The organism is Flavobacteriaceae bacterium (genome assembly GCA_003443635.1).
Classification (GTDB): domain Bacteria; phylum Bacteroidota; class Bacteroidia; order Flavobacteriales; family Flavobacteriaceae; genus AU392.
In genome coordinates this window covers 1,820,138-1,842,394 of sequence record CP031964.1, presented here as the reverse complement: position 1 = coordinate 1,842,394, position 22,257 = coordinate 1,820,138, and the positions used below count along the sequence as shown (strand labels likewise).

Sequence of the window (22,257 nt, the reverse complement as noted above, 5' to 3'; positions counted from 1 at the left end):
AGCGAAATTATTAATCTAATGCTAAAAAGTTTTTTCTAACTTCAGATATATCAACTGTTGTCAGATATTCTTTACCATTTCTTAAATATCTAATTTCTAATTTATCTTTTGTGTTTAATTCATTTTTTGAATGAATCAAACAATCTGTGTGGCAAGTTACTTGGCTCCCTATTTGTAAAATAATATCTCCTCCAAGTAAAACTTCTCTGTTATTAATTTTTGCATAAATATTACCACCCCTAATACCTGCTTTTTCAGCTGGGCTAGATTTTGCAACTTTTTGAACTAAAATACCTCCAGGGATGTCTAAATTAAAAATTTCTTTAAAATTCTCACTTGTCAATAAATTTCCTTCAATACCAATCCAAGGTCTACCTTCAAAAGATAGTAGATCTTTAGCTGTATTAATTGCAACGACCATACCTATTCCCTGAAATCCACCAGAAACAGTTAATATGCTTGAAGCAATACCTATAACTTCACCTGATGAATTAAAAATTGGGCCGCCGCTATTTCCAGAATTAATTGCAGCATCAGTTTGTATAAACTCTACTCCTACTGTACCATCATATAATGTATTAAAATTTCTAAATGCCGAAATGATTCCCGTAGAAAACGAGTTCTCTAAGCCATATGGACTACCTATAGCATATACTTGTTGACCGATTGCTAAAGCATCTGAATTTCCAAATTTTGCATGTGCTAAATTAGCATCATGAACTTTAAGTTTTAGTAGAGCAATATCTGCTGTTTTCTCACTAAAAAGTATAGAAGCTTCTCGTAGTTTTCCATCATTGGTTTTCACATATATTTCTTTGGCTCCATCTACAACATGAGCAGCAGTAAGTATATGGCATTCTCCAGAGATAATAACTCCAGAACCTAAACCTTGGCTTTTATTTGTACCTCTCTCTGTATATTTATCAGATACCGTTTGAATAGTTACAACAGATTGAACTACTTTCTTATATAACCCAATATTTTGTTTCTCTTTGGCAGATATATTACTTGGTGTAACCCTTACTTTGGGTGTTGCATGTTTGATTTCTTGGGCAAACATAAAGTTTACCGTAAAAAGTAAACTAATAATAATTACAAAAATTTTATTCATGATTGTATAATTTATAAGTTACTAAAATTTAGTCGAGAATAACCTATAAATTTACATCACCTTAAAATAACATTAATTTGATTCTAGAGCTTTTAAAGAATCTATCTTACGTTGATAAGCTTGAATTTGAAGTTTATTTTCTTCAGTTTTAGGGAGGATTTTTAGTGAATCGACAGCTATTTTATTTACATCAATTTTTGGTATTGTATCAGATGCATAATAATACCCAATACCTTCGCTTGATCTCCAAGCTTCGTTTAATTGATTATAAAGAGATTCATCCCATTTGCTCGGGTGTTTTACATCAATCCATACCACATCACGATATTCACTATCTATTAGTGCTAAATCTGGAGTAGCAGCACCATCAAACTGGCCGGATTCGTTTTTAGCAGATACCGTACCTAAAAAGAATAATCGTTTTCTGCCAGCAATTTCTTTAATATAAGGTCTAAATTCTACAGGTGCATTTACATTCCAATCATATTCTTTTCTTGATTCCTGAACTTTTAATGGCATGGCAGATACACCTGCATAACCTTGCTTTTTTGTAGCATGGTCATAATAGAATAATTTGTTTGTTCCGTCTGCAGGTATAAACACACTAAAGGTTAAACTTGTACGCTCCTCTCCTACTGGCTCCAATCCAAACCAATGGTATAATCCGCTATAAGCATTAGAAGAGCTATCAGAAAAATCAAAATCTGTAACAAAAGGTTGTGGGTTTTGATCTTCTGGCAAATCAGGAATCTTTACAGCTGTTTTCATATTCCAAGGTAATGGATCACTAAATCCAGCTAAAAATTTTAATGACTCTGCTTGGATACGAGATACTTTTTCACTTAATGTATTTTGACGCTGTAAAAATGGATAGTTTTTCATATCCTCAGGGCTTATATATGTTCCTTTTCCTATAGCAATACGTTCCAAATAATCTTTAAAATTATGATCCCCTTTTTCTATTACCATCACTCCGGCAAAAGTTGGATATGGAAAGAAGAAACCTTTCCATTTTGTTAAACTCACTACTTCTACCCATTCATTACTATCATTTTTCATATAGAAAACATCGCCTGGCTCATAATTAAATAATTTCCATAATCCAAAGCGTTGTACTACTGCATTGTACGTATTTCTACTAAATTTTAAAGATTCTCCTATAGAAAACGTAACTGGAATTCTATTTTCATTTGAAAATCTCGGGAAAGGAGAAGTACTAGATACTGAAAACACTTCTTCAGTATTATCACTAATGCGTTGCCATATATACTTCTCTGAAGGTTGAATAGCCATCGTCCATTTATTCTCATTATCTACTCTAACTAGGTGTGGCAGAGAAACATCTTTAGTCTCTCCAACACTCTCATTAGCCATAGAAAATATGTTTTGTAAAGGTTGGATTCTCTCATTTTGAGTTAATGGTAACTCGTTAATTTCTATTTTATTTAAATCGTTAAAAACATTATACGTTTTCATATAATCATACATTTTATAACGCCATCCAGCAATATAAAATATCCCAAAAATTAAAAGTAATATCCCTAAAATACCTAAGCGCTTACCTGTACTTGCAGATGATCTGAATTTTCGAAGTCCTAAAAAAAGAATAACTCCACTTAAAAGAATAATAAATAAAAATTTACGAATAAATAATAATACAGGTTGATAATCGTCTCTAAGAATGAATAAAGCCAATACAGCTACTATTCCTAGGCTAACTAAAATTCTTTTTTGCTTCTTACCCTTTTGCCAATAGCGCTTTAACATATTTTATCTTTTGATTATTAACAATTTCCTATCACTACTCATTCTACTTAATTAGTATCTATATTCAGTATATTGTTACTAATTAACTTCATATAAAAATAACAAAACTTTTATGAACGCTACAGACAAGTTTTTACAATTTTATAATTCTACTTGCGTTATTTATAAAATTCTCTTAATTAAAGTGTTAGTTAACTCTGAATTAACAGACTTATCAGTAAAAAGCTATGTTTAAACAATTTACTTCTTTTCTTGTTTTATTTCTATCGATAACCGTTTTTATTTCTTGCTCATCAGATGACAGTGATAATCAAGTAACGAATGATGATCCTCCTATTGACAACAATGTTAGTTTAGCAACTAACGGATGCCTTAATGTTGTTATCTTTAATGATTTTGCATATGCTGCATGTGGTGGAGAAATAGAAATTGTTAATCTTAATACATTGGAGCGTAATTTATTAAATATTTCGGCCGATGACATTACTGTTGATACAAGTACTGAACAACTATTTACACAAACAGGGAGTTTACTTCAAGTTTTGAATCTCGACAATCCAATGCAACCTAATGTAGTTGCAACAACTAATACAAATTTTAATATATTTTCTGGATTATCTGCTGCAAATGGAATTTTAGTAGTTTCTGGAGGTTCAACAAATTCAGATACTCAAATATATAATTATACAGCAAGTTCTATTTCTTTGGTAACAGATGGAATACCTGTTGTAGATAATATTACTGGTAATCCTGACGTACATGTTACTGCTACTGCTAATGGAGCTAAAGCATTTTATTCTCAAGATATAGGACAAGTTGCAAATTGGGCCATACAAATAGTAGAGTTTGATGTTAGCGGACAAGTATTAGCAACTCCTCAAGCTGTCGTATTAACTCCAAGGCAATATACAGGTACATTTCAAAGTCCTGTAGGCCCTGCAAATTTCCCAATAGAAAGTGAGTTTTTAGATAATCAACTATATGTTGCAAGTTTTGCAGCTCGTGGTGTAGAAGTAATTGATTTAGATAATAATAACGCTTTATCATTAATTCCGCTCCCATATGAGCCTATAAATATAGGAACAGATGGTACATCACTTTTTGTAATAGGACTTACGAATGATGATGTAGATATTATTGATCCATCTACCGCTACTGTTACTGGATCTTTACAAGCGACTTTAACTCAACCAACAGGAGTAGCAGCTTCTTTAACGCATATTGCTATAGCAGACAGAACAGAAGGTTTAGTTATTATTACACGTTAGTTAGGGTTATAATCATAAAAACAAAAAAACGCAAACTTGTTATTGTATGCGTTTTTTTGTAATCGGGAGTTATAAATCACATCAACCCTTTATCTTTTAAACGTTCTCTAGCACTTTTTTGATTTGGGTTAGGTGTTTCTTGAGTATCTTCTTCTTTTATATCTTCAACACCATCTTCATTATTTGACTTTAAATCTTCAATAAAACCTTTCCCCTTTTCAACAACATCTTCAACAATATGAGATAAAGAATCTCCTTTTTTCTCAATTACTTTTCCAGACTTAATTACAAAATTAGCAACATAAGTTCCCACTAGTGTTCCAAAAATACTAGATGCAAATATTGAGACAGTATTATAATCAAACCCTAATGGTATTAAAAATTGAAGTATCAATATAACCATTAAAAATAAAAACGAAATAAATACTAATCTTAATATAAATTTTTGCTGAAATACAAATCCTGTTTTATCTTCAGGTTTCATTTGTAATTCTTTAGAATTAACGATTTTATTTACAAAACGATACAGGTTATTACCATTAGATTCCCTCCAATATAATAATATTCCAAATAGTATTGATGCAATAAATATAATTAACTCTAGTCCCATTTTATTAAGTTTAATTGATAAACACTTCTATAATATATGTCTATAATTCTTAAATATTGTTACGAATTATTTCAATAACCCATTCTTTTAAAGAATCGTCCCAAGTATTATAACGTGTATAAAACTCTTCTTTATCATACCAATATAGAAATAATACATCTTTAGGCGATACATTTACTAAAAGTCTCCAAAGTAAGTCTTGATGTTTTACTGTTAATGACGAGTGTGGGCGATGTAAAGCAAAATAAAAAGATTCTTCTACCAAATCTTGAATTTTAAATGCATTACTACGCTCTAATCGCTCTAAATAGATTTCTACTCCATTTATTTTTTTAAGCGTTTTCACATCTACTTTATTCAAATAACGTCTAAAAAGCACATTATCTGTTAATATATCACGTATAGGGTGTTCGTTTTCTTTTATATATTCATGAAACATAAACATTTTAATACGTTCATAACGATCTGTTTTAACTTCAGCTTCTAAATTAACTTCAACGATCATATGATCTCGTAACTTGGTCATTAATTCTGGATGAGAAATATGATACATAAGCACATCATAAGTTGTGTCTTTTATAGCTTCTTTATACCATTGTTCATCTTCAAAGACTAAGATTGGAGTGATAAAATCACGTAGTACATAAACACCATTAAATGCTTTCGTAAAAAAAGAATCAGTCTCGTAATATATCGTATCTAATGATAATGTTCTATACCTTAAATCTCCGTATTTTTTAGCAGATTTAAGCAATTGCTCATGAAGATTTTCATCTATAAAATTATTACCTTTATTAAAGGTTTCTATAAGTTCTAATTGTTTTTTTTGTATTTTATCTAAATCTCCAATTAACCTAAAACTTATTGCAATTCGCTCATATTTTAAAATATCTAATGGATCATAAAATGCATCTATTCCTTGGTCAAAATCTATACTAATAGCACTATTACGAGTAATATCTTTAATCTTAGCTTCATATGTTTTAAAAACATGTTGCATCATTTCCCTATCAAAAGTATGATATGGTTCATGAACGGGTTTGTTTTTCTGAAGTGGAGAAATAATTATTCCATGAGGATTTGCATCCCCATGATTAAGATACTGCCTATCCCCTTTTTCTTCAGCTATTTCAGGACTCCATCCTATTGCATCAATAGAAAACGTTTCGAGTGTTGTAGGTTTAAATCCTAAAGATTCTAGGCATTCGTTATAACGCTCAACGAGTTTACCACTAATTGGTATTAATTCACTTCTATATAAATTGGCATCCTTTAGTTTTTGCATACTTTAAAACTAATCTTCTTTTTTTAATTTCTTAATCGTTTTTATATTTCCATCAATGGGTGAGATAGATAATTCTCCTTTAGTTTTAGATATATAGAATATATATAAACTATTCTTTCCTAACATTCTTATATTTTGATGTACTCCATCTTCAAAAACTAATTCGTGAGTAAACTTTATTTCTTCCGAATTAATTTTTTCTTTTCCTTTTATTCCTTTTCCTATCCCTAAACCTAAGAACATTGAAAACACAAATACAACTGGCATTATAATAGAGAATTGCTTAGATTCGACTTGAGCACTTGCTTTAACTAATTTTTCTTTATGTTTCCCTGATTGATATTTTTCTTTTTTAGCTAGTCGCTTATAATATTTAGGTAAGAATTTAGCATATATTAAACCTATAACAATTGCAATTATGATAATAATTAATAAGAAAGGGGTTTTAGCAATAACTGAAACTGGGCTAATTAAAACATCTAATACAGAGGAGTATTCTAAAATATTTATTCCTAAAAATTTATAGTAAATAGTTTCGTAAAAAACTCCTAATATCAATAGAAATATATAACCAATTGACAAGTAGTCTTGAATCTCAAAATTAGATTTAACCTTACTTTTTTGAACTTTCTCTTGATTATTTTCCATACAATTAATTTCTATTTCTCAAATCGCTCTCTCGCTTTCAAATCAATATTTAATTGATTAACGTGTACGGTTTGCTTTCTCTTAAGCAATAACTCGTTTTTTTTAAGCTATTAAACATCTATATTCATATCATGTTTCTCTATGTTCGGCAATACTTCTTTCCATTTTCTTAAACTAAGAGGTATAAGTATTATTTTATTTAACTCACTTCTATATAAACTACACCTTTTGATTTGAAACTTTTATTTGCGAACAAAAGTTACTTTAATAATTTTATTTTTCTCAATTTCATAAATAGCTATAGTTTCAAATGGCTCTAGACTAACACCAGTAATACGTTCATGATCTATCACTTTATTTCCTAAAACCATTCTACTCACTATTTCACAATGTAGATTAGGGTTGTTTTTGAATAAGTTTATATATCCCTGCTTTGATTCTTCTTTTCCTTTTCCTGATAATTCATTAGGATAATTATATATTTCAAAATCATCACTATAAGGCTCTAAAAAAGCATCAATATCTCCTGCATTATATCCATTGACTTGACGCTGAACTAATATTTCTGGTGTATCTTTTATAATATCATCTTTTGGAAAAACACTACCACCTTTTATAACATATTCTATATCTTTTAATGCATTTAAATCCTCTAATGGGTTAGATTTTAAAATAATAGCATCAGCCATTTTTCCTTCTTCTATGCTTCCTAAAATATCTTCTTTATCTAATACTTTTGCTCCATTAATAGTAGATGCTTTTAAAATTTGCAAATTACTTAAACCAGCTTCTTTCATCTCTTGAATTTCATCATAATAAGAAGTTGCATGAAGTGTGCCCATATTACCTGCATCAGTACTTGTTGTTATTGTAAATCCATTTTCTACAGCTATCCTTAAATTTTTATCCATAATAGCTTCTGTAGCATCATTAGATTCTTTTGACTCATCTGCTAAATTTTTATAACTCTTAAATATTGATTTTAATTCTATTCTTTTAATATCGTATAGAGAACCTAAAGGTATAGGATTTGACAAATTAAAATCCTCTTTACTTGGATTAACATTACCTCCATAAGATTTTATATAATTTCCACTAACAATAAGCGTTGGCATATAAATTACATTTCTAGAGCTTACCAATTTTATAAATTCAGAATCCAAAGTCTTATCTTCTACACTATGCACTAAAATATCTGCCCCTGCAATTAAAGCTTTTTTCGCTGTTTCTAATTCTTGAGCGTGAACAGCTACTTTCAATTTATTTTTATGTGCTTCATTAATCGTAGCTTCAACTATTTTATAATTCATCTCCGCATCTTCTTCCGAGGTGTTGATATACCATATTTTAATAAAGTCTGGTTTAAAAGGCAATTGTTTTTTTACTAACTTAATAGCTTCTTCTGGTGTATTCGCTTTTATTATTGGAGCATCATCAATTTTAAACGCTTCAGGTTGATAAGTAGATACTAAAGGACCCGTAACGAATAAATTTGGGTAAGAAGTTGAATCAGAATACTTTTTTCTTATTTCAAAATTTGTCATAGGCCCACCTACATCTATAACTGTAGTAATTCCCAACCTTAAATATCTTTTTAATATATCTGCAGCATTGCGTTTTAACCATTTACGTTCTTTATTATAACTATAAAATTTTGTCAAATCAATAACATCAGGTCTGGTATATAGTCCTCCCGATTGAAATAAATGAATATGACCATCTACCATTCCTGGAGACAACCATTTATTACTTCCGTCTATTATTTTATATTCGGTTTTCGGCTTTATGTTTTTAGAAATTTCTAAAAACTCACCATTAGAAATCAGGACATCTTTAATCTCAATTTTACCATTTATAACATCTATAACATTTATATTTTCTATGAGAATAGATTCTCCATTGGTATTTATTTTTTTACTATTGACTACTACATCAGGATAAAGATCAATTTCTTTCTCTATATTTTCAATTAATAAAGCTTTATTATCTGTATTACTTAATTCTGAGTCTATTGATTTTAAATTATAATTGATAGATCTATAACCTCTATTAGAAATTCCTTCTACCCAAGAAGGGATTTTATTATCATTAATTTCTTTATCGAAATACGCATTTTCAATTTTTATTTCTTCCCATTCTCCATCTGTTGTTTGTGCTTTTATTGTAAAATTATCAATATAAAATTCACCAGAACCATATACTAAAACTCCAAAAGCTAAATTACTTGAACCTTCTTTAATATCAATTTCCAGTGTATGTTCATCCCAAAAATCTTTTTTTATATAATCATCACTGGGGGTAGTAATAAATTGTAGTGATTCATTATTAGCATTTAATTCATTAATCCACAGCAATGCGAAAGATTGAGTGTTTTGACTTTTTACCTTAATAAAGCTTGAAATTTTTACTTTTTTATAATTTTTATTTAAAATCTCAATTGTTTGTTTGATTGATGTGTTATTTGTATCTATTTCTTCTTGTCCAAAACTGTTATATATACAAACAATGAATAAAATTAATAAGGCGTATTTTCTCATTTAGGAATGGTTTATATTTTTATTAAAGTTTCTCAAATTGCTCTCTCGCTTCCATATCAATATTTAATTGATTGACACGCGCATCTACTTTACGTTTAAAATCTGTATCAGCAATTGTTGCTACATTATCTAGATATCGAACCACTTCTTGACGTCTTATTTCAGAAAAATCAAGACCTTTCATATTAGATTTCATTAACTCTTGAAGCATATTAAATTTAGTCTTATAATCTTGTTTAAAATACACTTCTGGATTATCAAACCAGTCATCTTCCAAATCAAAATCTGTTAATCGTAATGAAATAGCTGATTGTATATTACGTACATCTCTAGATGAGAAAAACGGAAATGCTTTTTGCATGTCTTTATATAAGTTTGCATAAAACAGATGATGATCAGCACCATGTTTAGCAACTATTTTATCATATACTTCCAAAACACGTTCTTCGGTAGGTTTTTCTACAATGTTTAGAATTTCTCCCATATTCTTTGCCAACCCTTGATCGTCTAAATAATTATATTTTTCTGGATCTTTCATATTGATAAAATCTGGCATCGTTTCTTTTAGTTTATTCCACCATAAATAATCTTGATCTAAAAAATCGTGTTCGCTTCGTGCACCATCAATTTTAAATCGCCCTTGTACACGAGAAATTACTGCTTTATCTAGCATCTCTGGTAAATTAGTAAATAAACCTATAGAACTATTTCCATAATTTACAGCATAAGCGCCTTCTGTATATCTTAAAAACACACCTATAACTTCTTTAACTCCTGCCGATACACCTTGAGTTGTTCGTTCTTGTAAATTATTTTCTGCATCATCAATAGGAGCGAAAATTAATTTTGAAGGATCTTGCATTGGTTTCATCCATTCTACCATTTTTTCGGCTGAACCTCCTTGAAATGTACTAATTAAAGTATCTGGCATTGGGTGGAATAAGAATGGAATATTCAAGTTATCGCAATGTTCTTTTAATCGTGTTGCAATCGCAGCAATTAACATACTCTTTCCTGTACCAGGAATTCCGTACCCCATAAATACAGGCATAAAACCTCCTAATTCTTGAAATGGATTCTGCTTCGTTTCAAAATCATAGCTCAATAAACGTTCTGTTAATCGACGAGCAAAGTGTTTCGCATCTTTATTACCAACGATTTGTTCAAATTGAATTTTATTAAATTCAACACTTTTTGCAGTTCCAGCAAAAACATTTTCCCATCCAGAGATAGCAAATTCTGAATTTTCTAATTTATAAGTTCTATCTGTAATTGTTTCTGTATACTCTAAGCTACTTTTACGAAGTTGAATTTCATCTATTAATCCTTCAAAATAAACAACTGTAAAATCTATAACATCTTTATCTGTTTTAATAATTTCTGGATGATCTAAGTATTTATCATAATAAAATAGGTTGCAAGAAATTCCTTTTAATGGCGACATTAAAGATATTTCAGGGATTCCAGCAAACTTGTTTTTCATAACACTTAAGTCATCCGAAGCATATGGTTTTAAATAATTAAGAATGAAATATGCAGATGAGAATAGCATAAACGCCGTAGCCGTATGCATTTTACTTTCAAATTCTCTCTTTCCAGCGTTATCTAAAGTTGATTTTCGTTCGTTTAAACTCGACAATCCAGATGCATCGTAATAACTATCTTTAATCCAAACACCCAAAGTTAAACCTTCTTGTACAGCATAAAGTGTTTGATTTAAATAAATAGGAATTGCTATCGAGTCGGGTAATAATCGTTTTTTTAAAGCTAAAATAGTTTTTGAAACAGATGTAATTTCTACATTACTACCATTATTAGCTCTTGATAAATATAAAAGTATTGATTCATCTTTGTTATCTTTTTCTTTATTTTTAGCACGCTGTCCTTGTTCCCATTGTACACTTTTTAAATATGATGAAGCTTCATCTCTAAGTGTATCTAATTCTGTTTGCTTTATGGGAAAAGTTGAGTTGTGTTCCATGTTTTATTATTTCATCGTTATAAGTAAAATGAATTAGTTTATTCCTTTAATTTACTTTGATTTTAAACTTTATCTATTTTTAATTCTGCGATCTCAATTGGAGGTTTCGCTAATTGATTCATTATATCTGGTACTTTATTATAAAGCATTTGTATAATACGATGTGGTGCAAACACATATTCTTGATGCTCAACATCACTCCATTTTTGTAATATTTGTCCAGAGAAAAAACCTCCTTCTTTAAATGTATTATTTGATTTTACTTCATCTATTTTAAGTGATAAAGCATATGATTCTAGTTTTACTTCTTTTTTTGCAATACTTTCTAAAACCGCATGAGTAATCTCGTTTTCATCTTTAGCAAATACATTGTGTAATGGCCCCAAATCAATACGCTTAATATGTTTAGGAAAAACATCCTTCAGTTTTCGATCAATACCATAAGCCATTGTATCCAATGTCATTTTACGATCAGCAGAATTCTTTAAAATCTCATAAATTTCATTTTTATACTTTTCAATATTTCTACCATCATAATCAAAATACATAAAACAAATAAAAGGTCGATTATAAGACACATCATAAAAACTCCAACTCGTCATATATTCTGCTTTAATTGTTTCTGGAGCTTCGATAATTTTGCCTTGTACAAACCTGTTAAAAATATATTTCTGCTCTACTGATGTATAATAAACGATAGATGCAGCTTGAAATAATTTATGCTGTGTAATTGGTTTTTTTTTACGCATTAATTGATCTAAAAATTCTTCTTTTAATACAGAGACATCTGTGAGTTTTTTTAGATAATTATCTCGAAGAGATAAATCATTAAACAAATAACGAAATTCTAAATAATTAGGGAATCCAGAATCTGTTAAATCAACTTTCATATTATCTTCTTCATCGTACATATACTTAATACGCATTGCTTCTACAGAATATAATAATAAGTCACAATACTGTTTGAATAGTACTATTTCTTTAGAATTACAAAGCGCATTTTGTTGTACACTAACAATGAGTTCTTTTAGTGCAAAATCTACCATTTTGTGATAAAACACATACTGTTCTTTGGAGTCTAGAACCGCCGAATCTAATGGTGTTACAATATGGTTTATGGACATTCTATTGAATTAATTAAAAAGTAAATACTTAAACTTAAAGTATATTTTTTATTAAACATTGAGGTTTACTTAAAACTCTTTTTTTATCATTCTGTTTTAATTGCGAAATGTAGCAAAGAAAGAAGTCGTCAAAAAGTTTGATTATACTATTCAGTTAGATAACTTAATATTTTCTCTAACCTAATAAATCATCTCCATCTGGTTCTGGACTGTTATCTCCGTTACTTTCATTTGCAGAATCATCATCTCTAGAAGGTTGGTTTGCATCTACAGCATAATAATCTTCAAAAATCTCTTTCATATCTATACCATAACGCTCAGCAAAATTCTTTTGAATGTCTACATCTTTAGCTCTAATTTCTTGTAAAGCTTCAGCATAACTGCTATAGACACCTTGCATTACCTTTTCGTGAACAGGAATATTATCCATCATATCTTGGCGAGCTTTAGCACTAGCAGTATGCATCGCTGCTAAAGTTTCCCCGATGTGTTCATCGGTTTTTACTCCTAAATGTTCTAAAATAGCTGCAAACTCCTGATCTGTACGTGCTTTTAAAGCTACGATATATCCATCGTAATATTTAAGACGCTCTTCTGTATCTGATTTTAATTTTGCACGATGTGTTTGCAAATTACTACGTAAAGATGTTAATACTTTAATAGTTAAATTGTGCTTATGTACAAAACTATCCTTACTTGCAGCTAATGTAGTATAAGCGTTTTTGAGGCCTTCTAATTCTTCAACTTTTTGCTCTAATGTTGTTACTTTACCAACAGCTTCTGCATATTCTGTTGATTGTTTATCTGCGATATCTTCCAATTCTTGTCTCGCTTGTTTTAAAAGTGCATAACGCTCTTCCAATTTATCTTCTACTTCTTTTTTCTTTTCTAAAGCTTTAGTATGATTTTTGGTAGCTTCAACAATAGCAACTTGTAATTTATCTTCTACTTCTTTTATTTCGATCTCGCGGTCTCTCAAACGTTTTACCGCTGCTTGACTTTTATAAGATAACTCGCTTAATAATGTTTCAACATCAGCACTTTCAATACGTTGTTGAAATAAAGCTTTTGCTTTATTATCAGCAGCTGCACGAACTTTTTCAGCTTCTTTTAATTCAGCTTGTTCTCTTTTAATTTTACTTTTCCTACCCCATAAATTATTCCACCAATTATCAGCTTTACTTTCTGCATCTTCTAATTCTATTCTCGCTCGTTCTAAAGCTTTTTGGGCATCATCTATAACTTTTTGTTCATTTGCATTAAGTGCAGAAAAACGTTCAAAAATAATTCCTACCTCGTCTTGATAGTCTGTCAAATCCTTAATAGCATCTAAAAGAGTTGTTCGATCTTTCTCTGCCATATGCACCACATCATCTAACGTAGCATTCAAAATCTTTTGACGCACTTGTGGGTCATCTTCTTGAGATAATTTAGATTTCATCTGGTCAATAGCTTTTCCCCAGTTAACATCTACTTTTTCTTGCTTCTCATTGGAATTGGTTTCTAATAAATCGAAATCGTCAGACATAGGTATGTTATATTTTTATGTTAAAGAATAGTTTTTAGTTAAGCAATTTCGTTAAAAAATATGGTTTTTAAAATTTATATTGCTTTAAATTATCTGTATCAAATTACTTAATTTTGTTACACGATTTTGATTCATAAAAAAACTAAACTCAAAAATTACTATGAAAGCAACAAAACTTACCATAATCTTAATAATTATAGCACTTTCTGTGTATAACTTCCAATTAAGTGCTCAGGAAGTTATTATTAATCCTATATCTCACGGAACTTTAGTTTTAGAATATGATAATACTGTTATTTATATAGATCCTGTTGGTGGGAAAGATGTCTTTAGCAAATATAAAGCTGCTGATTTTGTATTGATTACAGATATACATGGTGATCATTTAAATATAAAAACTCTTGAGGATTTAAATTTAAATAATACCACATTAATTGCACCTAAAGCAGTCACAGAAAGGCTTCCAAAATCTATAGCTAAAACAATTGTTACAATTAATAATGGTAATACTTATAACCCAAAAGAATTGTCTGTAGAAGCCATACCAATGTATAATTTACGTGAAGAAGCTTTAAAATTTCATACTAAAGGGCGTGGTAATGGCTATGTGATAACTTTGGGAAGCGATCGTATTTACATTTCTGGGGACACTGAAGATATTCCTGAAATGAGAACTCTTAAAAACATAGATATAGCTTTTATTTGTATGAATTTACCTTATACCATGACTGAAAAAAGTGCTGCTAATGCAGTTTTAGAATTCAAACCTAAAAAAGTATATCCTTATCATTATCGTGGCACTAATGGTTTAAGTGATGTTGAAATGTTTAAAACCCTTGTAAATAAAGGTAATTCTGACATAAAAGTAGTATTAGCAAATTGGTATTAAATTAAAAAAACATATAAACAACTGATTATTATAAAATTAAGTTATATATTTGGCTTATTATTAACCCAAATCACCACCCCCAATGTTATTAAATAATTTACTAACAGGGTATCCCTACTTATCCTTAACTGCGCAAAGTAATATAGTTACAGTATTGATTATAACTGTCTCTTTTTTTTTAATTCTTTTAATTGCTGGTATAAGAAAATCTTACAAGTTAAAATCTGAAAATGAACGTTTAAGCCGTAAGACTACATTAAATTCTGAAGAAGATAATAAAATTTATAAGGACTTTACTGAAGGTCATCTATATGATAATAAATAGAGTTTAAAAAAAATATTATTTCAAAATTAAATTAAAAAACCAGCTAAATTTAGCTGGTTTTTTTAGTTACTCATTAAAACTAATAATTATCTTACAAGTTTTTTATATTTAATACGTTTAGGTGTTAAATCACCACCAAGACGTTTCTTTTTATTTTCCTCATAATCACTAAAACTACCTTCAAAGAAATAAACTTGAGAATCACCTTCAAAGGCTAAAATATGTGTACATATACGATCTAAAAACCATCTATCATGGCTTATCACTACTGCACAACCAGCAAAGTTTTCCAAACCTTCTTCCAAAGCTCTTAACGTATTAACATCAAGATCGTTAGTAGGTTCATCTAAAAGTAATACATTACCTTCTTCTTTAAGCGTCATTGCAAGGTGTAATCGATTTCGTTCTCCTCCCGAAAGTAATTTTACTTTCTTATTTTGTTCACTGCCACTGAAGTTAAATCGACTTAAGTATGCTCTAGAGTTTACTTGTTTACCACCCATCATAATCAATTCTTGCTCATCGCTAAAATTTTGCCAAATTGATTTTTCAGGATCAATATTAGAATGAGATTGATCTACATATGCAATTTGTGCAGTTTCTCCAACTTTAAATTCACCCTTATCAGCAATTTCTTCTCCCATTATCATTCTAAAAATAGTTGTTTTACCAGCTCCATTAGGGCCAATAACACCTACTATTCCTGCTTGAGGAAGGTTAAAGTTAAGGGATTCATATAATAATTTATCGTCATAACCTTTACTTACATCAATGGCTTCAATTACATTAACACCTAAACGAGGTCCATTAGGAATATATATTTCTAATTTTTCGTCAAGTTGTTTTTGATCTTGACTCATCAGTTTATCATAATTTTTTAAACGAGCTTTCTGTTTCGTTTGACGTCCTTTTGTACCCTGACGTACCCACTCTAATTCTCTTTCTAAAGTTTTTTGGCGTTTTGATGCCGTTTTACTTTCTTGTGCAAGTCGTTTAGATTTTTGATCTAACCAAGAAGAATAATTCCCTTTCCAAGGAATACCTTCTCCTCTATCAAGTTCAAGAATCCAACCTGCAACATTGTCTAAAAAGTATCTATCGTGTGTAACAGCAATTACAGTACCTTTATATTGTGCTAAATGGTGTTCTAACCAATGTACAGATTCAGCATCTAAATGATTGGTAGGCTCATCCAATAGTAATACATCTGGTTCTTGTAATAATAATCTACATAAAGCTACACGACGACGTTCTCCTCCTGATAAAACACCTATTTTTTTATCACTGTCAGGAGTACGTAAAGCATCCATAGCAATCTCTAATTTGGTATCTAATTCCCAAGCATTAGCAGCATCAATTTCATCTTGAAGTACAGCTTGTCTATCCATTAATTTTTGCATTTTATCTGCATCTGAATAAACTTCTTCTAAGCCAAACATATCATTAATCTTGTTGTATTCGTCAAGTATAGCTACAGTCTCTGCAGCACCTTCTCGAACAACTTCCATAACAGTTTTATCATTATCTAACTGAGGCTCTTGTTCTAAAAACCCTACGGAGTAATCTTGTAAAAAAGTGATGTCTCCTTGATAGTTTTTATCAACTCCAGCAATGATTTTTAATAAGGTAGATTTACCAGAACCATTAAGTCCTAAAATTCCAATTTTGGCACCATAAAAAAAACTTAAATATATATTTTTTAAAACAGGAGTATTAGCACCTTGAAATGTCTTTGTAAGTCCAGACATTGAAAAGATTACTTTCTTATCATCGCTCATAATTTATTATTAAAAATTGAAAAGATTAAAATTAAACTCATTTAAGAGATTATATTTTTGAAGAAAAATAAAAGGCAATATTAATTAAACACGGCCTTTTAAAGCATTAAATACCCAAGCTATAGCAAAAAAACCAAATCCAACAGCAGCAAAACCCCATCCAGCAATTTCATCATATCTGAATGCTCCTAACGCTATTAAACTCAATCCTACAATTATCATAATTGTAGTAGCCCAAGCTAATACTGTATTTTTATTCATCGCCATAATTCTCTATTACAAAAGTTAGAAAGCAAATATCGTATTTTTAAGCAAATAATCATCTTTTTGAATCGTTAATTATCATCTAGGAAGAAAACCCATTTTACCTTGTTGAAAATCACGCAGCGCCTCCATGATCTCTGTTTGTGTATTCATAACATAAGGACCATAACTAGTAACTTTCTCATTTAAAGGTATTCCTGATAAAAAAAGTAATTTACTTTTTGAATTCCCTTTTATAGAAAATCCTTCACCATCCTGACTAAACTCTATAAGTTGTTTTGAATCTTTTTCTAAAATCACACTGTCATTTATTATTACGCTACCATTTAAAAGGTAAAGCATATTATGATGTGTATTATTTAATTCTATAAAATGTTTCCCTTCTTCTTCAACATCTATCATAAATGCATTGACGGGTGTTTGAGTTAGTATTTTACCATTTTTACCCTCAAACTGACCCGCTATAATTTGAAGCTTTATCTTCCCATCTTCAGAAGTGATTACAGGAAACTCTTCTTCTTTGATATGCTGATAATTAGGTTGCATCATTTTCTTTTCAGAAGGTAAATTCAACCATAATTGAATTCCTTCAAGTACGCCTCCTTTTTCAACAAATTCTTTTGTTGGTCCTTCTGCATGAATGATTCCTCTACCTGCCGTAGTCCATTGTACATCTCCAGCTTTTACAACGCTTTCATTTCCTAAAGAATCTCGATGCAATTGCTCCCCTTGAATTAAAAACGTAATAGGTTCAAAACCTCTATGAGGATGTGGCCCTAAATCAAAAGGATTATTTTCAAAATCTATTTTATAAGGTCCGTAATGGTGTAGTAGTATAAACGGATCAATCATTTGAATTTCTCGAGTTGGTATGGGTTGACGTAACTCGATAGGCCCCATATTTACAAAATCACTTCTACCTATTGTTTTTATACTACTTAATTTCATATATTTTAATTTTCTTGTTTATAGGGCATTTTCAAAATTAGAAACTGCACGTATAAAAGTCGCATTTAAATCTGAATCTACAATTCCTTCTTCAGAAAAATTTTCTCCAAATGATGGTAGTGAAAACTCTGAAACTATATTTCCACCCATATGAGAGAAACTACTTTTAGCTACTTCTAATACTGTAGTGCCTCCTCTACCGCCAGGAGAAGTGGCCATCAGTAACATTGGTTTATTACTCCATAGTTTTTTGTCAATTCTAGACATCCAATCAAAGAGATTTTTAAAAACAGTAGCATACGATCCGTTATGTTCTGCAAGTGATAATACAATTCCATCAGATGCTTTAATATGGTCTAAAAAAATTTGTGCATTTTTAGGAACACCATGAGCTAATTCATAATCCATTCCATACATTGGTAATTCAAAATCATTAAGATCTAAAGCAATAACATTTGTATTATGTAATTGACTTGCAGTATAAAGTGCTAATTGTCTATTTATTGAAGCTTTACTATTGCTACCAGCAAAAGCTATAATATGTTTCATTCGTTTTTTATTTGAGAAATTTTTTAGAGATGTAAAATTAATCAATTTGCTTAGGAGGTTATATTTTAGATTGTGAATTGAATGTTAATTTTATTAAGGAAGCACTTTTTTAAGGGACTAAAACTTTTGTATTTTTACCTCAAAATTTTTTATTAATGGATATCGACTTCAATAAAAACGAAGATTACAATAAACTTTTACTTTCAGAATTAAAATCACGCTTTGCTCAAGTTAAACTGGGTGGAGGAAAAAAACGTATAGAAAAACACCATGCTAAAGGAAAACTAACTGCTAGAGAGCGTATAGATTATTTATTAGATCCTAAATCTAAATCTATTGAAATTGCCGCTTTTGCAGGTGAAGGGATGTACGAAGAGCATGGAGGTTGTCCTTCAGGTGGAGTTGTTATTAAAATTGGTTATATAAAGGGCAAACAGTGTATTGTTGTCGCCAATGATGCTACTGTAAAAGCTGGCGCTTGGTTTCCTATTACCGGAAAAAAGAATTTACGTGCTCAGGAAATAGCCATAGAAAATAAATTGCCTATTATATATTTGGTAGATAGTGCTGGTGTGTATTTACCTATGCAAGATGAAATATTTCCAGATAAAGAACATTTTGGGCGAATTTTTAGAAATAATGCAGTAATGAGTAGTGTGGGAATTACTCAAATTGCTGCCGTTATGGGTAGCTGTGTTGCTGGTGGTGCTTATTTACCAATTATGAGTGATGAAGCTTTAATTGTTGATAAAACAGGAAGTATTTTTTTAGCGGGAAGTTATTTAGTAAAAGCTGCTATTGGCGAAAGTATTGATAACGAAACTTTAGGTGGAGCAACGACACATTGTGAAATTAGTGGTGTTACCGATTATAAAGCAAAAGATGATAAAGATGCATTAGACACTATAAAACGACTTATAGATAAAATTGGAGATTATGATAAAGCTGGTTTTAATAAAGTGAAAGCTGAAAAACCAAAAGAAAATCCACAAGATATTTATGGTCTTTTACCTAAATCGCGAGCAGACCAATATGATATGAAAGAAATCATTAAACGATTAGTAGATAATTCTGAGTTTGATGAGTATAAAGAGGGTTACGGGCAAACCATTATTACAGCTTATGCTCGTATAGATGGCTGGGCAGTTGGTATTGTCGCTAATCAGCGAAAACTAGTAAAAACAAAAAAAGGCGAAATGCAGTTTGGTGGTGTTATTTATAACGACTCTGCCGATAAAGCTACACGGTTTATAGCCAACTGTAATCAAAAGAAAATTCCGTTGGTTTTTTTACAAGATGTCACTGGGTTTATGGTAGGTAGTAAAAGTGAACATGGTGGCATTATAAAAGATGGCGCTAAAATGGTAAATGCTGTAAGTAACTCTGTGGTGCCAAAGTTTACGATTGTAATAGGAAATAGCTATGGGGCTGGGAATTATGCTATGTGCGGTAAAGCCTATGATCCAAGATTAATTGCTGCTTGGCCTAGCGCTGAATTAGCAGTAATGAGTGGAAACTCCGCTGCTAAAGTACTATTGCAAATAGAGAAAGTATCTCTTGAAAAACAGGGAGAAGTTTTTACTAAAGAAAAAGAAGAAGAATTGTTTAATCGTATTAAATCACGTTATGACAATCAAGTTTCTCCATATTATGCAGCTTCACGTATTTGGACAGATGCTGTTATTGATCCTTTAGATACTCGTACTTGGGTGAGTATGGGTATTGAAGCCGCAAACCATGCTCCTATTGAAAAACCTTTTAATTTGGGTGTGTTGCAGGTATAATTTATCATAACAAAATTTATATTTCTTTATGAAAAAAAATATTATTACCATTATAATTCTTTTTTCTATTTATTATTCTTGTAAATCAACTAAAGAAGTTGAAATAGATTCTAAGAACTTCTTTTTAAAAGATCTTACTTTTGAAAAAACTAACATTGATCATGGTAAACTAAAAGAAAGTGATCTAATACAGTTTAAAAATTATCTTAAATCAAATTTTGAGAAAGATTTAGATTCTATAAAATATCTAACAATTTCATATTACAAACCTATAAGTGATTGTTGGTATGATTCTTATTCTTGGATCAAAAGAGAAAAAACTTCATCTATATTAGATAATCTCAAAAAGAAATTAAATTCTGATCTTTTAATAGCTCATTATGAATCTAAATACACTTCGCCTAATAGTATGATAGATCATAAAGGGCTAATTTATAAACTATTCTCTAGGGGTATTCAAGCTTGTGATTTTACAGTAACTATAAATAATTATGGTAATTATATTTTTAAAGCTAGTCATTTTAGTGTTAAAGCTTCAAACGCATTTAGGAATGAATTAAAAAGATATGATGACAATTATCATAATTCTCAATAATTAATAATGAGAGTAATTAAAACAAAACAGCCTTTCTATATTCTTATTCTTTTAATTTTATCTGGAGAGGCTGTTTTTATTTTACCTTTTGTATTGCAACGTGTTTTTCGGCCTACATTTCTGGAAGTTTTTAATATTAATAATACTGAAATTGGTTACTGCTTTTCTATTTATGGTATTGTTGCTTTATTTTCTTATTTATTTGGTGGTCCATTAGCAGATAAGTTTCATCCACGTTATTTAATGTCTACAGCATTAATACTAACAGCACTTGGAGGAATATATCTATCCACTTTCCCTGATTACACTCAATTAAAATTATTGTTTGGGTATTGGGGATTTACGACTATTTTCTTATTCTGGTCGTCTCTAATAAAAGCAACACGTATTTGGGGAGGAACAAAACAACAAGGTCGTGCCTTTGGCTTTTTAGATGGCGGTAGAGGTTTAGTAGCTGCTGGAGTAGGCTCTTTAGGAGTGTTTATTTTTTCTTTTTTTATCGATGCAGATATTGTTAATGCTTCTTTTGAAGAACGTCAACACGCATTTCGAAATGTTATTTTAATTTCTTCTGCTATTATTGCTCTCATAGGGTTATTAATTTTTTATTTATTCAGATCATTAAAAACAGTTGATGGTTTCGAAAATAGTCAGAAACTACATTTAAAAAGTATTAAACAAGTTTTAAGAATTCCATCGGTATGGTTACTTATGATCATTGTTCTTTGTGCATACTTAGGTTATAAGGTTACTGATATATTTCCTTTATATGCGAATGATGTAATGCATTATGATGCTATAACTTCAGCCAAAATAGGTGCTTCATTATTATATATAAGGCCTATCGTTGGAGTTTTGATTGGAGTTCTAGCCGATAGAACACGAGCTTCTTTATGGTTGAGCATCGGTTTTTTATTTACAATAATCGCAAGTACAATAATTGCTTTGGGAATTATTGATATACAAAGTACATTTCTTTTTATATTATCTATTGGACTAACTGCCATAGGCGTTTATACAGTAAGAGTACTCTATTTTGCAGTATTAGAAGAAGGTAAGATTCCGTTAGTACTTACGGGAACTGTTGTAGGCTTAATTTCGGTAATAGGATTTACACCTGATATTTTTTCAGGACCTTTAATTGGAGTATTATTAGATAATAATCCAGGAAAATTAGGGCATCAATATGTTTTTAGTGGATTAACTGGCTTTGCCTTTTTTGGATTAATTGCTTCAATATTGTTTTATAGGCTTACTAAAAAGTAA

General features: G+C 30.2%; 19 protein-coding genes. 6 read left to right on the top strand and 13 right to left on the bottom strand.

The genetic code is table 11. The features are described from left to right. Positions 1-10: 10 nt before the first annotated feature. Together D1817_08410 and D1817_08405 are read right to left on the bottom strand one after the other, a co-directional pair. The gene (locus D1817_08410) at positions 11-1,111 is read right to left on the bottom strand and encodes a PDZ domain-containing protein (GenBank protein AXT19904.1); all 1,101 of its coding nucleotides are present in this window, start codon (positions 1,109-1,111) and stop codon (positions 11-13) included. Between the two features lie 72 nt (positions 1,112-1,183). Further along, the gene (locus D1817_08405) at positions 1,184-2,878 is read right to left on the bottom strand and encodes a hypothetical protein (protein ID AXT19903.1); all 1,695 of its coding nucleotides are present in this window, start codon (positions 2,876-2,878) and stop codon (positions 1,184-1,186) included. 227 nt (positions 2,879-3,105) lie between these two features. Here D1817_08405 and D1817_08400 point away from each other — a divergent pair, with 227 nt between their 5' ends. Beyond that, positions 3,106-4,146, top strand: coding sequence for a hypothetical protein (locus tag D1817_08400; GenBank protein AXT19902.1), 1,041 nt, complete (start codon positions 3,106-3,108; stop codon positions 4,144-4,146). Positions 4,147-4,222: 76 nt separating this feature from the next. On the opposite strand, the gene D1817_08395 is transcribed toward D1817_08400, so the two are convergent. The 7 genes from D1817_08395 to D1817_08365 all read right to left on the bottom strand — a co-directional run bounded on the left by D1817_08395 (position 4,223) and on the right by D1817_08365 (position 13,859). Beyond that, positions 4,223-4,756, bottom strand: coding sequence for a hypothetical protein (locus D1817_08395; GenBank protein ID AXT19901.1), 534 nt, complete (start codon positions 4,754-4,756; stop codon positions 4,223-4,225). A 49-nt stretch (positions 4,757-4,805) separates the two neighbouring features. Next, the gene (locus D1817_08390) at positions 4,806-6,041 is read right to left on the bottom strand and encodes a hypothetical protein (GenBank protein AXT19900.1); all 1,236 of its coding nucleotides are present in this window, start codon (positions 6,039-6,041) and stop codon (positions 4,806-4,808) included. A gap of 9 nt (positions 6,042-6,050) precedes the next feature. Further along, positions 6,051-6,689 carry a hypothetical protein gene (locus D1817_08385; protein ID AXT19899.1) on the bottom strand — a complete coding sequence of 213 codons (639 nt, stop codon included), beginning with the start codon at positions 6,687-6,689 and terminating at the stop codon, positions 6,051-6,053. A gap of 242 nt (positions 6,690-6,931) precedes the next feature. Next, the gene (locus tag D1817_08380) at positions 6,932-9,226 is read right to left on the bottom strand and encodes an amidohydrolase (GenBank protein AXT19898.1); all 2,295 of its coding nucleotides are present in this window, start codon (positions 9,224-9,226) and stop codon (positions 6,932-6,934) included. 22 nt (positions 9,227-9,248) lie between these two features. Further along, positions 9,249-11,207, bottom strand: coding sequence for an AAA family ATPase (locus D1817_08375; GenBank protein ID AXT19897.1), 1,959 nt, complete (start codon positions 11,205-11,207; stop codon positions 9,249-9,251). 62 nt (positions 11,208-11,269) lie between these two features. Then, positions 11,270-12,331 (bottom strand): hypothetical protein, encoded by a 1,062-nt coding sequence (locus D1817_08370; GenBank protein AXT19896.1) that lies wholly within the window; start codon positions 12,329-12,331, stop codon positions 11,270-11,272. Positions 12,332-12,506: 175 nt separating this feature from the next. Continuing rightward, complete coding sequence (locus D1817_08365; protein AXT19895.1) at positions 12,507-13,859, bottom strand: microtubule-binding protein; 1,353 nt, start codon at positions 13,857-13,859, stop codon at positions 12,507-12,509. Positions 13,860-14,019: 160 nt separating this feature from the next. On the opposite strand from D1817_08365, the gene D1817_08360 reads away from it, so the two are divergent. Both D1817_08360 and D1817_08355 read left to right on the top strand, forming a co-directional pair. Further along, complete coding sequence (locus D1817_08360; GenBank protein AXT19894.1) at positions 14,020-14,748, top strand: MBL fold metallo-hydrolase; 729 nt, start codon at positions 14,020-14,022, stop codon at positions 14,746-14,748. Between the two features lie 82 nt (positions 14,749-14,830). Continuing rightward, a complete protein-coding gene (locus D1817_08355) occupies positions 14,831-15,073 on the top strand; it encodes a hypothetical protein (protein AXT19893.1) in 243 nt (80 codons plus the stop codon). Between the two features lie 86 nt (positions 15,074-15,159). On the opposite strand, the gene ettA is transcribed toward D1817_08355, so the two are convergent. From ettA to D1817_08335, 4 genes are all read right to left on the bottom strand, one after another. Then, on the bottom strand, positions 15,160-16,851 hold the full coding sequence (ettA, locus tag D1817_08350) for an energy-dependent translational throttle protein EttA (protein ID AXT19892.1): 1,692 nt from the start codon (positions 16,849-16,851) through the stop codon (positions 15,160-15,162). Between the two features lie 84 nt (positions 16,852-16,935). After that, the gene (locus D1817_08345; GenBank protein ID AXT19891.1) at positions 16,936-17,118 is read right to left on the bottom strand and encodes a hypothetical protein; all 183 of its coding nucleotides are present in this window, start codon (positions 17,116-17,118) and stop codon (positions 16,936-16,938) included. Positions 17,119-17,193: 75 nt separating this feature from the next. Continuing rightward, positions 17,194-18,063, bottom strand: a complete 870-nt coding sequence (locus tag D1817_08340) for a pirin family protein (protein AXT19890.1) — start codon at positions 18,061-18,063, stop codon at positions 17,194-17,196. An 18-nt stretch (positions 18,064-18,081) separates the two neighbouring features. Beyond that, entirely contained in the window at positions 18,082-18,612 is a 531-nt protein-coding gene (locus D1817_08335; GenBank protein ID AXT19889.1) for an NAD(P)H-dependent oxidoreductase, read from the bottom strand. Between the two features lie 155 nt (positions 18,613-18,767). Between D1817_08335 and D1817_08330 the strand changes: the two genes are divergently transcribed. The 3 genes from D1817_08330 to D1817_08320 are packed head-to-tail and all read left to right on the top strand — an operon-like array spanning position 18,768 to position 22,257. Then, the gene (locus tag D1817_08330) at positions 18,768-20,396 is read left to right on the top strand and encodes an acyl-CoA carboxylase subunit beta (GenBank protein AXT19888.1); all 1,629 of its coding nucleotides are present in this window, start codon (positions 18,768-18,770) and stop codon (positions 20,394-20,396) included. Between the two features lie 28 nt (positions 20,397-20,424). Beyond that, positions 20,425-20,991, top strand: a complete 567-nt coding sequence (locus D1817_08325) for a hypothetical protein (GenBank protein ID AXT19887.1) — start codon at positions 20,425-20,427, stop codon at positions 20,989-20,991. A gap of 6 nt (positions 20,992-20,997) precedes the next feature. Next, positions 20,998-22,257: an MFS transporter gene (locus tag D1817_08320; protein AXT19886.1), complete on the top strand. Its 1,260-nt coding sequence runs from the start codon at positions 20,998-21,000 to the stop codon at positions 22,255-22,257.

Excerpts from the sequence above, each read along its gene's own strand:
- D1817_08410 (AXT19904.1), bottom strand. The coding sequence starts at position 1,111 with ATGAATAAAATTTTTGTAATTATTATTAGTTTACTTTTTACGGTAAAC.
- D1817_08405 (AXT19903.1), bottom strand. The coding sequence starts at position 2,878 with ATGTTAAAGCGCTATTGGCAAAAGGGTAAGAAGCAAAAAAGAATTTTA.
- D1817_08400 (AXT19902.1), top strand. The coding sequence starts at position 3,106 with ATGTTTAAACAATTTACTTCTTTTCTTGTTTTATTTCTATCGATAACC.
- D1817_08395 (AXT19901.1), bottom strand. The coding sequence starts at position 4,756 with ATGGGACTAGAGTTAATTATATTTATTGCATCAATACTATTTGGAATA.
- D1817_08390 (AXT19900.1), bottom strand. The coding sequence starts at position 6,041 with ATGCAAAAACTAAAGGATGCCAATTTATATAGAAGTGAATTAATACCA.
- D1817_08385 (AXT19899.1), bottom strand. The coding sequence starts at position 6,689 with ATGGAAAATAATCAAGAGAAAGTTCAAAAAAGTAAGGTTAAATCTAAT.
- D1817_08380 (AXT19898.1), bottom strand. The coding sequence starts at position 9,226 with ATGAGAAAATACGCCTTATTAATTTTATTCATTGTTTGTATATATAAC.
- D1817_08375 (AXT19897.1), bottom strand. The coding sequence starts at position 11,207 with ATGGAACACAACTCAACTTTTCCCATAAAGCAAACAGAATTAGATACA.
- D1817_08370 (AXT19896.1), bottom strand. The coding sequence starts at position 12,331 with ATGTCCATAAACCATATTGTAACACCATTAGATTCGGCGGTTCTAGAC.
- D1817_08365 (AXT19895.1), bottom strand. The coding sequence starts at position 13,859 with ATGTCTGACGATTTCGATTTATTAGAAACCAATTCCAATGAGAAGCAA.
- D1817_08360 (AXT19894.1), top strand. The coding sequence starts at position 14,020 with ATGAAAGCAACAAAACTTACCATAATCTTAATAATTATAGCACTTTCT.
- D1817_08355 (AXT19893.1), top strand. The coding sequence starts at position 14,831 with ATGTTATTAAATAATTTACTAACAGGGTATCCCTACTTATCCTTAACT.
- ettA (AXT19892.1), bottom strand. The coding sequence starts at position 16,851 with ATGAGCGATGATAAGAAAGTAATCTTTTCAATGTCTGGACTTACAAAG.
- D1817_08345 (AXT19891.1), bottom strand. The coding sequence starts at position 17,118 with ATGGCGATGAATAAAAATACAGTATTAGCTTGGGCTACTACAATTATG.
- D1817_08340 (AXT19890.1), bottom strand. The coding sequence starts at position 18,063 with ATGAAATTAAGTAGTATAAAAACAATAGGTAGAAGTGATTTTGTAAAT.
- D1817_08335 (AXT19889.1), bottom strand. The coding sequence starts at position 18,612 with ATGAAACATATTATAGCTTTTGCTGGTAGCAATAGTAAAGCTTCAATA.
- D1817_08330 (AXT19888.1), top strand. The coding sequence starts at position 18,768 with ATGGATATCGACTTCAATAAAAACGAAGATTACAATAAACTTTTACTT.
- D1817_08325 (AXT19887.1), top strand. The coding sequence starts at position 20,425 with ATGAAAAAAAATATTATTACCATTATAATTCTTTTTTCTATTTATTAT.
- D1817_08320 (AXT19886.1), top strand. The coding sequence starts at position 20,998 with ATGAGAGTAATTAAAACAAAACAGCCTTTCTATATTCTTATTCTTTTA.